This window comes from Acidovorax sp. HMWF018 (genome assembly GCF_003061035.1).
Taxonomy (GTDB): Bacteria; Pseudomonadota; Gammaproteobacteria; order Burkholderiales; family Burkholderiaceae_C; genus Acidovorax; species Acidovorax delafieldii.
In genome coordinates, this window is record NZ_QAIM01000531.1 from 552 (window position 1) to 11,721 (window position 11,170).

General features: G+C 66.8%; 8 protein-coding genes and 1 pseudogene. 2 read left to right on the forward strand and 7 right to left on the reverse strand.

The window, feature by feature from the left end; genetic code table 11:
• From DBR23_RS31565 to DBR23_RS22625, 3 genes and pseudogenes are all read right to left on the reverse strand, one after another.
• A pseudogene (locus tag DBR23_RS31565) lies at positions 1-547 on the reverse strand (LuxR family transcriptional regulator); the annotation flags it as partial.
• A 157-nt stretch (positions 548-704) separates the two neighbouring features.
• Entirely contained in the window at positions 705-1,802 is a 1,098-nt protein-coding gene (locus DBR23_RS22620; protein WP_108499651.1) for a M14 family metallopeptidase, read from the reverse strand.
• 101 nt (positions 1,803-1,903) lie between these two features.
• Positions 1,904-3,115 (reverse strand): M20 aminoacylase family protein, encoded by a 1,212-nt coding sequence (locus DBR23_RS22625; RefSeq protein WP_099731436.1) that lies wholly within the window; start codon positions 3,113-3,115, stop codon positions 1,904-1,906.
• 76 nt (positions 3,116-3,191) lie between these two features.
• Between DBR23_RS22625 and argE the strand changes: the two genes are divergently transcribed.
• Positions 3,192-4,349: an acetylornithine deacetylase gene (gene argE / locus DBR23_RS22630; RefSeq protein WP_108499652.1), complete on the forward strand. Its 1,158-nt coding sequence runs from the start codon at positions 3,192-3,194 to the stop codon at positions 4,347-4,349.
• Between the two features lie 48 nt (positions 4,350-4,397).
• Here argE and DBR23_RS22635 read toward each other — a convergent pair whose 3' ends face one another.
• Positions 4,398-5,546, reverse strand: a complete 1,149-nt coding sequence (locus DBR23_RS22635) for an ABC transporter substrate-binding protein (protein WP_108499653.1) — start codon at positions 5,544-5,546, stop codon at positions 4,398-4,400.
• A 137-nt stretch (positions 5,547-5,683) separates the two neighbouring features.
• On the opposite strand from DBR23_RS22635, the gene DBR23_RS22640 reads away from it, so the two are divergent.
• Positions 5,684-7,804, forward strand: a complete 2,121-nt coding sequence (locus DBR23_RS22640; RefSeq protein ID WP_108499654.1) for a molybdopterin-dependent oxidoreductase — start codon at positions 5,684-5,686, stop codon at positions 7,802-7,804.
• Positions 7,805-7,950: 146 nt separating this feature from the next.
• Here the strand turns inward: DBR23_RS22640 and DBR23_RS22645 are convergent, their stop codons facing one another.
• From DBR23_RS22645 to DBR23_RS22655, 3 genes are all read right to left on the reverse strand, one after another.
• Positions 7,951-8,631, reverse strand: coding sequence for a type 1 glutamine amidotransferase domain-containing protein (locus DBR23_RS22645; protein ID WP_108499655.1), 681 nt, complete (start codon positions 8,629-8,631; stop codon positions 7,951-7,953).
• A 145-nt stretch (positions 8,632-8,776) separates the two neighbouring features.
• Positions 8,777-9,790 (reverse strand): alpha/beta fold hydrolase, encoded by a 1,014-nt coding sequence (locus DBR23_RS22650; protein WP_199227781.1) that lies wholly within the window; start codon positions 9,788-9,790, stop codon positions 8,777-8,779.
• A 252-nt stretch (positions 9,791-10,042) separates the two neighbouring features.
• Positions 10,043-11,170: iron-containing alcohol dehydrogenase (locus tag DBR23_RS22655; protein WP_108499658.1), on the reverse strand; the 1,128-nt coding region annotated here is incomplete at its 5' end.

Here is an 11,170-nt window from a genome sequence, read left to right on the forward strand (position 1 = left end):
GCGTGTCGCTTTGCAGGCGCTGCAGACGGTGGTGCCATTGCTGCAGCAGGTGCAGGACGAATTCGCCGAACAGCACGGTCTCTCCGTCCGAGAATTCCGGCCGCGTTGGCGGGCGGTAGATGGAGACAAAAAACATGAGCCCGCTGTGGGGCAGCTCGGCCGTGAGGGCCATGCAGTGGTACAGGCCGTGGCGCTGGCTGAAGGCGGCCACCTCCGGGTGCTCGGGTAACGGGCCCACCACGTCACGCTCACGGATCACCACCCCCAGCTGCTGCATGGACTGCAGCCCAAACAGGTCCACCGCCGCCAGCGCATTCCACTCCTCGGCAAAACTGCGGCTCAGGCCAATGCTGCCGTGCAGCCAGTTGCGGGGTGCCACCTGCACATCGCCCGCCGAGACCTCGCCCCACCAGGCGGAATCAAAAGGCACCAGCCCCTGCAAGGTCTGCATGGCCTGCTGCAGCAAGTCCTGCGGGGCCACCTGCTGGGCTTGCTCCGACAGCCGGAGCAGGCTGCGGCTCAGCGCGCGCAGAGGGTCAGAGGCCATGGTGTCTCCTGGTTTTCGGGGCGATGGTAGCCGCCCCACGGTGGCAACCCCAACCCTCCTGAACCCGTACTACCCGCCAAACCCCTGCGCACCAACTACCATATTGATAGCATCTCAGGCATATAAAACTAACGCCCGAGGCCTCTGGAACACAAAATCAGACCGTCAACCCGTTCACCGCCTGGAACATCGACTGCCGTGCCTGGCTGATGATCTGGCCCTTCCACACGTCCGTGTCGGTGTAGAAGGCCGCCAGCATTTGCGCCTTGATCTGGGCAGCCTTGTCAGCCGGAGTTTCGGGGTGCAGTTGGAGCCATTGCTCGGCACGGATGGCGTTCATCACGTCGAGCACGGGCACGGTGCCGTACTCCATGGCAATGCCGGTGTATTCGGCATGGGGGCACTCGTCGTAGATCGAGGTCCACATCAGGCCGGTGAGGAAGGCCGAGGTGGACGAGCCGTCGTAGATCGACGTGACCGGCGTGGCGCCGCCGCCGTCCCACCAGGCGCGCGCCCGGGCCACGGCCACGGCGTTGTCATTGCCCGCGTAGATGCGCTCGCCATGGCCGCTGGGGCCCAGGCCCGTGTGCAGGTCGATCCAGGCGATCTTCGACGCGGCCGCACCGTGCTGGCGCAGCACCTGGCGCAGCGTGCGGTTGCTCCAGGTGGGCTCGGTGCCGCCAAAGAACACGCCCTGCGGAAACTCGTGCTGCCCTTGCGAGATGGCGGCCTGCCACGCGGCCTCGCCCTTGGTGGCGATGTACTCCGCCACCGCTGCCTGGTTCTCAGGGCCTGGTGGCCACTGCTCGGGCAGCAGCAGGGGCTGCACCTCGCGGTAGGCCGTGTTCACGGGCAGGGGCTTGCTGAAGTCCTGGAAGTTGCGGTTCAGGTCCACGTTCTCGTGTGTGAAGCGGCGCACGTGCGAGAAGCCATACGGGTTGAGCGCGTGGATGTAGAGCGTGGCCACACCGGCATCGCGCGCCTTGGCGCGCCACTCAGCGTCGTGCAGCGCAAACACCTGCACGCCGCTGCCGCAGTAGCCCTCGACGCCATGGCAGGCGCTGCTCACGATGAGCAGCTTTTTGGCATCGGCCGGGCCGTCGCGCACCACGTCCATGGCCAGGTCTTCGCCGTCGCGGCCTTGGAGCGGGTGGGCGTGCGATTCGATGGACAGGCCCGCGGCTGCGGCGGCCTCCAGAAACTTTGTGCGCGCCTGGGCGTAGCTGGGCGAGAAGGCTTCAACGATTCCGGTCATGGGCAGGGCTTTCAGGAGTCAGTGGGAAGACAAAAAGAAAACCCGGGCACGCGCGCTGCGCACGCCCGGGTGGAGGAGGATCAACGGCTCGTCAAGCTGCTTCAGGCCGCTTTGGCGGGCTGGGCCAGCCATTCCTCGGCCAGCTTGACCCAGTAGGTCGCGCCCAGCGGGATCAGGTCGTCGTTGAAGTCGTAGCTGGGGTTGTGCAGCATGCAGGGGCCGCCGCCGTGGCCCATCTCGCGGTGGGCGCCGTCGCCGTTGGCAATGAAGCAGTACGCGCCGGGCTTGGCCTGCAGCATGTAGGCAAAGTCTTCAGCGCCCATGGTGGGCTCCTGGACCACCACACGCTCTTCCCCCACGATGCCGGTCATGACCTTGCGGGCAAACTCGGCCTCGGCGGGGGAGTTGACGGTGGGCGGGTAGTTGCGCACGAACTCGAACTCGCAGCTGGCATCGTGCGCAGCACAGTGGTTCTCGGCGATCTGGCGCATGCGCTTTTCGATGAGGTCCGTCACCTCGGTGGTGAAGGTGCGCACCGTGCCCTGTAGCTCGACGCTGTCGGGAATCACGTTGGTAGCCTCGCCCGCGTGGATCATGGTGACCGAGATCACGCCGGCGTCCACGGGCTTCTTGTTGCGGCTGATGATGGTCTGGAAGGACTGCACCATGCCGCAGGCAATCGGCACCGGGTCAATACCGGTGTGCGGCAGCGCCGCATGGCCGCCCTTGCCACGCAGGGTGATCTTGAACTCGCTGGTCGATGCCATCACCGGGCCGGGGCTCACGGCAAAGGTGCCCACCGGCATGCCTGGCCAGTTGTGCATGCCGTACACGGCTTCCATGGGGAACTGCTCGAACAGGCCGTCCTCGATCATCACGCGGGCCCCGCCGCCGCCCTCTTCGGCGGGCTGGAAGATCAGGTACACGGTGCCGTCAAAGTTGCGGTGCTTGGCAAAGTGCTGGGCCGCCGCCAGCAGCATGGCCACATGGCCGTCGTGGCCGCAGGCGTGCATCTTGCCCTGGTGTTTGCTGGCGTGGGCGAAGGTGTTGAACTCCTGCATGGGCAGTGCGTCCATGTCGGCGCGCAGGCCAATCGCGCGGCCACTGGCGCCACCGTCGCGCCCCTTGACGATGCCCACCACGCCCGTTTTGCCCATACCCCGGTGGATGGGAATGCCCCACTCGGTGAGCTTTTGCGCCACCACGTCGGCGGTGCGCACCTCTTCGAAGCACAGCTCGGGGTGGGCGTGAATGTCCCGGCGCACCGCTGCAATACTGGCCGCCTGGGTGACGATGGAGTCAATAACGTTCATGATATGTGTCCTTACGATCTCACAGTCTAGCCCGACAGCAACACACGTGCCAACCCGGGTTATTCGCTAGCCACCCATGATTTCTGCCCACGCCCTCGAACTTGCGCAAACCCTGGTGCGCATGAACACCGTCAGCCATAACTCCAATCTGGAGCTGATCCATTTCATCCGCGACCACCTAGCCAAGCTGGGCGTGAAAAGCCGCCTGACCTTCAACGACGACAAGACCAAGGCCAACCTGTTCGCCACCCTGGGCGAGGGCAAGCCGGCGGGCGTGATCCTTTCGGGCCATACCGACACGGTGCCGTGGGATGGACAGGACTGGACCATGGACCCGCTGAGTGCCCTGGTCAAGGACGGCAACCTATACGGGCGCGGCAGTGCCGACATGAAGGCCTTCATTGGCATTGCCGTGTCGCACGCAGAGCAGTTCCTGAACAGCGACGCGCCTTTTGCGGTCCATCTGGCATTCAGCTACGAAGAGGAGATAGGCTGCTTTGGCGTGAAGGAACTCATCGCCGACCTGCGCGACGCGAGCATCAAGCCCCTGGCCTGCATCGTGGGTGAGCCCACCAGCATGATCCCCGCCATCGCGCACAAGGGCGTGTACCGCTACAAGTGCTGCGTGCGTGGCAAGGAGGCGCATTCCTCCCTCACGCCGCATTCGGTCAACGCCATTGAGATGGCCGCCCGCGTGGTGGGTCGGGTGCGCGACATGGCGGAAGACTTTGAAAAGAACGAGCCCCGCTTTGAGGGCTTTGACGTGCCGTTCTCGACCAGCAGCGTGGGCCAGTTCCATGGTGGCATTGCCGACAACGTGGTGCCGCGCGACGCCGAGTTCCGCTACGAGTTCCGCGACCTGCCCACGGCCAACGCCGCGCAAATGCAGTCCGAGGTGGTGGCCTACGCCAAATCGCTGGAGCCCGCCATGAAGAAGGTGGCGCCTGCAGCGGGTTTCGAGTTCGAGACCATCTGCGAAATCCCGAGCTTCCTGGGCAGCAAGGACGACCCGGTGACGCGCCTGGCGCAAGAGCTGTCGGGCGAAAAAGGCACCACCCTGGTGGCCTTTGGCACCGAAGCGGGGCTGTTCAAGAACGCGGGCATCTCCACCGTGGTGTGTGGCCCCGGCAGCATCCAGCAGGCCCACCAGCCCGACGAGTACGTGAGCCTGGAGCAGCTGGGACGCTGCGAGGCGTTCATGCAGGGGCTGGCGCGCACGCGCACGCTGGGCTGATCGCTTTGGAGCGGCGGGGGCCGGCGCGCGCCCGCCCCCCGTTCGGGATCAGGTCCTGACCCGGCCGTCCCCGGTCAGCATCGACATCTCGACAAACTTCGAGGCTGCGTGGCTGGTGCCACTGAACGACACTGGAAAGCCCGAGATCACCTGGTTGCCGATGGACTCGGTGCCCGTGATGAAGCTCTCGCGCGTGATCTTTCCGCCGGCCTGGGCCTGGCGCAGGCCCTCGGCGAACACGCGTGCAGCCAGATAGCCTTCCATGCTGGAGTAGTTGGGCTGCACCTTGTCGCCGCCCTTCTTGATGGCCTCCAGAAACTCGCGCGTGATCTGGCGCGAGGGCTGGTAGGGCGAGGGCACCACCTGCGACACCACCACACCCGCACCGTCCTTGCCCAGCTCGTCGGCCAGCGCCTGCGTGCCCACAAACGACACGTTGTAGAACGTGCCGCCAAAGCCCGCCTTGCGCGCCGCACGCACAAACGCGGCGGCCGACGCGTAGGCCGTGATCTGCACCACGGCATCGGGCGTGGCGGGCACCAGCTTGTCCACGGCCGCTTTCACATCCGTGGAGTTGCGCTCCACGGTGGCCGTCGCCACGGGGGTCAGCTTCAGCTCGGCCAGCGCGCGGTTCACGCCATCGAGCCCCGCCTTGCCGTAGGCGTCGTTCTGGTAGAACACCGCAATCTTCTTGAGCCCCAGGTTGGTGAGCTGGCGCACGATGAGCGCGGTTTCGTCGTAGTAGGACGCACGCACATGAAAGATCAGCCGGTTGAACGGCTGGCGCAGCGCCTCGGCGCCGGTAAAGGGGCCAAAAAACGGCACCTTCTCCTTGGTGAACAGCGGCAGCGCCGCCAGGCTGGTGGGAGTGCCGATGTAGCCAAACAGGGCAAACACCTCGTCGGCAATCAGCTTGCGGGTGTTCTCGGCGCACCGGTCGGGCTCATAGCCGTCGTCCATGGTGCGGATCTCCACCATGCGCTTGCCCACGCCGCCCTGGGCGTTGAGCTGGTCAAAAAAGAGCTTGGCACCCTGGTTGAACTGCACGCCCAGCTGCGCCGCCGGGCCGGTGAAGGCGGCCGACTGCCCCAGCACGATGCGCCCCTCGCCCTGCGCATGCGCCAGGCCGAACCCGCCCAGCGCCACGGCGCCCATACCCACCGAAAACTGCCTGCGCCCCAATACTGTCTGGTTCATGGTGAAATCTCTGCTCTTGTAAGAAGAAAGAAGGGGCATGCCCCTCTGCACTGCCGGTAGGCAGCCCCTTGGAAACGGGGGACCCATATGCACGCCCGTTCCAACCCTGACAGCCAGTTTAACGATCCAGCCCCCGAATGCCCACGCCTTCTGACGCTAATTCCCCTCCATCGGCACTGATTCAGGTGCGCGGCGCGTGTCCCCACGACTGCCCCGACACCTGCGCCCTGCTCACCACCGTGGACGAGCACGGCGTGGCCACCCGCGTGCAGGGCAACCCCGACCACCGCCACACCGATGGCGCGCTGTGCGCCAAGGTGAGCAAGTACACCGAGCGCAGCTACCACCCCGAGCGCGTGCTCACGCCGCTCAAGCGCACGGGCGCCAAGGGGGCCGGCCAGTTCGTGCCCGTGACCTGGGACGAGGCGCTGGCCGACATCGCCCAGCGCCTGGAGTCCATCGCCGCGCGTGCGCCCGAAGCCATCCTGCCCTACAGCTACGCGGGCACCATGGGCATGGTGCAGGGCGAGAGCATGGACCGCCGCTTTTTCCACAAGCTCGGTGCCTCGCAACTGGACCGCACCATCTGCGCATCGGCCGGGGCCGAGGCCTTGGTGCAGACCCTGGGTGGCAAGGTGGGCATGAAGGTGGAGTTCTTTGCCGAGTCGCAGCTCATCATCATCTGGGGCAGCAACTCCATCGGCAGCAACCTGCACTTCTGGCGCTACGCCCAGCAGGCCAAGAGGAATGGCGCCAAGCTGGTGTGCATTGACCCCCGCAAGAGCGAGACGGCCGACAAATGCCACGAGCACATTGCCCTGCGCCCCGGCACCGACGCCGCGCTGGCCCTGGCGCTGATGCACGAGCTGATCGCGAACGACTGGCTGGACCACGACTACATCGCCCGCCACACGCTGGGCTGGGACCCGCTGCGCGAGCGCGCACGGCAGTGGCCACCCGAACGCGCGGCCAAGGTGTGCGGCATTCCGGTGGAGCAGATCCGCCAGCTGGCCCAGGACTACGGCACGACGAAGCCCGCCGCCATCCGCCTGAACTACGGCATGCAGCGCGTGCGTGGCGGCGGCAATGCGGTGCGCGCCGTGGCCTGCCTGCCTGCGCTCACGGGCGCCTGGCGCCACCGCGCGGGCGGCGTGCTGCTGTCCAGCTCGGGACAGTTCCCCGCGCAGCGCGCCGTATTGCAGCGGCCCGACCTGATGCCGGCCCAGATACCGCGCACCATCAACATGTCCACCATTGGTGACGACCTGCTGCGCGAGGCCTCGCCCGCGTTCGGGCCGAAGGTGGAGGCCATCGTGGTCTACAACAGCAATCCCGTGGCCGTGGCCCCCGACTCGGGCAAGGTGGTGCAAGGCTTTGCACGCGAAGACCTGTTCACGGTGGTGCTGGAGCACTTCCAGACCGACACGGCCGACTACGCCGACTACATCCTGCCCGCGACCACGCAGCTGGAGCATTGGGACGTGCACCTGAGCTACGGCCACACCGACGTGCTGCTCAACCGCCCCGCCATCGCGCCGCAGGGCCAGGCGCGCAGCAACGCACAGATCTTCCGCGACTTGGCGGCGCGCATGGGCTTTGCCGAGCCCTGTTTTGCCGAGAGCGACGAGGCCCTGTGCCGCCAGGCGTTTGGCGACGCAGTGGACTACGCACTGCTCGAAAGCCAAGGCTTTGCCACGCTGGCGCTGCCCGATGCGCCGTTCGCCGAAGGCAACTTCCCATCACCCTCTGGAAAGTGCGAGTTCTACAGCGCACGCCTGGCCGCCCAGGGCCTGGACGGTCTGCCCGACCACCTGCCCAACTACGAACTGCAGGGCTCGGACGCCCGCTACCCGCTGGCCATGATCTCGCCGCCCGCGCGCAACTTCTTGAACTCCACGTTCGTCAACGTGACAAGCTTGCGTAACATCGAGGGCCGGCCAATCCTGGAAATCCACCCCGACGACGCCGAAGCGCGCGGCATTGCCAACGACGCCGTGGTGCGCGTGTTCAACGACCGGGGCAGCTACCTGTGCCACGCCACCGTCTCGCGCCGCGCACGGCCCGGCGTAGTCAACGGCCTGGGCATCTGGTGGCGCAAGCTGGGGCTGAACGGCACCAACGTGAACGAGGTGACCAGCCAGGCGCTGACCGACCTGGGCCGCGCACCCACGTTTTATGACTGTCTGGTGGAAGTGGAGGCCACAGGCGCCGCCGATGCCGGCATGGATGCCGGGGCCCGCGTCGGCACCACGGCCTGAGCGCAGCTTGAGATGCTGGGTTTGCTATTTATTCAATAGCTGTTTGCGCAATATCCACTAGCGCTTGCAGCCATTTTTACCCTTAATCTGCGCAAACACCCGTTCTGCGCAGGATCTGCGGCTTTGCAGGGTTCCTTCGCGGCCCCTTACCCCAACAGCTTCAGCAACGCATGGGCGCCCTGCTCTGACGATGCCGGATTCTGCCCCGTGATCAGCGTGCCGTCGGTCAGCACATAGGGCGCCCAGTCGGGGCCTTTGGAATACACGCCGCCGTTGGCCTTGAGCATGTCCTCCACCAGGAAGGGCACGATCTGGGTCAACTGCACCGCGTCTTCTTCGCTGTTGGTAAACCCCGTGACCTTCTTGCCCTTGACCAGCGGCGACCCGTCGGGCGCCTTGGCGTGGCGCAGCACGCCGGGTGCGTGGCACACCAGCGCCAGCGGCTTGCCTGCTGCAAAGGTCTTTTCGATGAGGGCAATGGACTGCGCGTCTTCCGCTAGGTCCCACAGCGGGCCGTGGCCGCCGGGGTAGAACACGGCATCAAAGTCCTCGGCCTTCACGCTGGACAGGGGCACGGTGCTGGCCAGCTGCTGCTTCGCTGAAGCATCGGCCTTAAAGCGGCGCGTGGCATCGGTCTGGGCGTTTTCGTCGTCGCTTTTGGGGTCCAGGGGCGGCTGGCCGCCCTGGGGCGATGCGAGCGTGATCTGCACGCCTGCATCCTTGAACACGTAGTACGGTGCAGCAAACTCTTCCAGCCAGAAGCCCGTCTTTTTGCCGGTGTCGCCCAGTTGGTCGTGGGACGTCAGAACCATGAGGATGTGTGCCATGGAAGTCGCTTTCGGTGTGGGGGGGTTGATCGGAAAAACCAAACCACCACCGTACCAGCCATCGGGCCCGTTGTCCCGCGATGCGGGCAGGTTTGCGGCATTGGCTTACAGCACGGCGCTACCGCGCCTGCGGTCCCTCAACCTGTCAACGCAGCTGTCTGGCCAGGAACTCCGCCACCTCGTTCTCCAGCGTGGCGTGGTAGGCCACGCGGTCAAAGCCTTCGGGGTTGGCGGCGGCGTCTCCCGCCTCGGACGCCAGCGGCCAGACAGACTGGGCCATGAAGGCGAAGTGGCCTGCACCCGGCACCGTACTGGCCTGTGCAGACGGCAAATTCGCTGCCACATAGCCGCCGTGGTAGGGGCCCACAAGCACGGCATCGCGCTCGGCCACCATCAGCCGCACGGGCACGCTGATGGCCTTCAGGCTGTCTGGCGTGAACACCACAGCCATGGGCGCCATGGCCACCACGGCGCGGATGCGGGGGTCTGCCACCGAGACCAGCGGACCATCAAGCGCAGGGGCGCCGGCCTGTGTGGTTGCCGCGGTGGCGGCCACAGGTGCCTCCTTGGAAGTCTGGGCGGCCTGGCCACGGGCGGGCAGCTTGCCCAGGCTGCAAAAGCCGGGGTCGTCCGACACGCTGCGGCAGTGCTGTGCCGCACGGGCCGGTTCGGCCTGCGCACCGGCCAGGGCCAGCACGGTGTAGCCACCTGCCGAATGCCCCACGGCACCAATGCGCCCGGCCGGAATGCGGGGGCCCCATTCGGGGCTGGCCAGCAGCGCGTCCAGCACGCGGCTCACCTGGCGGGGGCGCTCGCTGAAGTAGCGGCCCGAGGTAATCATCGACCGGTCTTCCCAGTTGTCGCCCGGGTGGCGCAACGCCGCCACCAGATAGCCGTCGGCCGCCAGGCGCGTGGCCAGGTTGTGGTGGCCCAGTTCATGGCCGCCCGTGCCGTGCGAGATGAGGATCAGGCCCTTGAGGGGCGCGGTTGCCACCGGGGCGCCCGGCGTGACCACGGGCCGCCAGGGCCCCATGGGCTGGGTGCGCGCCACCACCGGCGTGGGGTAGAACAGCGCCACGGTCACGGGCTCTGCGCCCGGTACCACCAGGGTGCGCAGGCCGGCGTACTGGGCCGATGCCGGTGTGGCGCAGGCCAGCATTGCCACAAAAGCTGCCAGCAGCGGGGCACGGGCTTTGCGCCACGCGGAGCGGAGGGCCAGGATGAGGATGAGGGTCACGGTGCGCCTTTCGTCAAATGCCACCCAAGGAGGTGGCTTGACGGCACTGTAGGCGGCGCAAGGGGCGGGCTCCAGCGCCCTGCGACGAAACGCTGCTGCGCGGCGCGAAATGCAGCGCAGGCGGGGCAAGCAGGAGAGAGGGCCTGGGACCCCGCCCTCCCCGTCCACCTCCATTTACAGCGCAGCTTCGAGGATGCGGCGGCTCACCGCCGGGGTGATCTCGCGCTGTTCGCCCAGCGTCACCATGCCGTGCGCTTCCAGCTGCGTCACCACGGTGTTCACCACCTCGCTGCCCAGACCGTAGCCCGACAGGCGCGTGGCGATGCCCATGCTCTCAAAGAAATCGCGCGTGCGCTCGATGGCGGCAGTGATGCGTTCGTCCTCGCTGCAGGTGGTGATGCCCCACACGCGCTCGCCGTACTGCAGCAGCTTGGCGCGCTTGGCCACCCGGCGCTCGTTCAGCAGCGCGGGCAGCACGATGGCCAGGGTGCGCGCGTGGTCGATGCCGTGCAGCGCCGTCAGCTCGTGGCCGATCATGTGCGTGGCCCAGTCCTGCGGCACGCCCGCGCCGATCAGGCCGTTGAGCGCCATGGTGGCGGCCCACATCAGGTTGGCGCGGTCGTCGTACACGGGCTCGGGGGCGGTCAGCAGGCGCGGGCCGATCTCGATCAGCGTCTGCAGGATGCCTTCGGCAAACCGGTCCTGCACGGGTGCGTTGACCGGGTAGGTCAGGTACTGCTCGACCGTGTGCACAAACGCATCCACCACGCCATTGGCCAGTTGCTGGGGTGGCAGGGTGTAGGTCTTGGTGGGGTCGAGCACCGAGAACACCGGGTAGGTGTGCACGCTGCCAAACGACAGCTTGGCGCCCTTGGCGCGGTGGGTGATGACGCCGCCGTTGTTCATCTCCGAGCCCGTGGCGGGCAGCGTGAGCACGGAACCAAACGGCATGGCGCCCTTGACGTTGCGGCCGTGCTTTTCGAGGATGGCCCAGTGGTCATCGCCTTCAAAACGGACAGCGGCCGCGATGAACTTGGTGGCGTCGATCACCGAACCGCCACCCACGGCCAGCAAGAAGTCAAACCCGCCTTCGCGGATCTGCGCCACGGCCTTCATGGAGGTCTCGTAGCTCGGGTTGGGCTCGATGCCGCTGAAGGTGGCGTGCTGGCGCTCGCCCAACGCGGCGCGCACCTCGGCCAGGGTGCCGGTCTTTTCGGCGCTGGCACCGCCCACCAGGATCAGCACCTTGGCGGCAGCAGGCACGAGCTTGGCCAGGTCGGCAATGCGGCCTTGGCCGAAGGC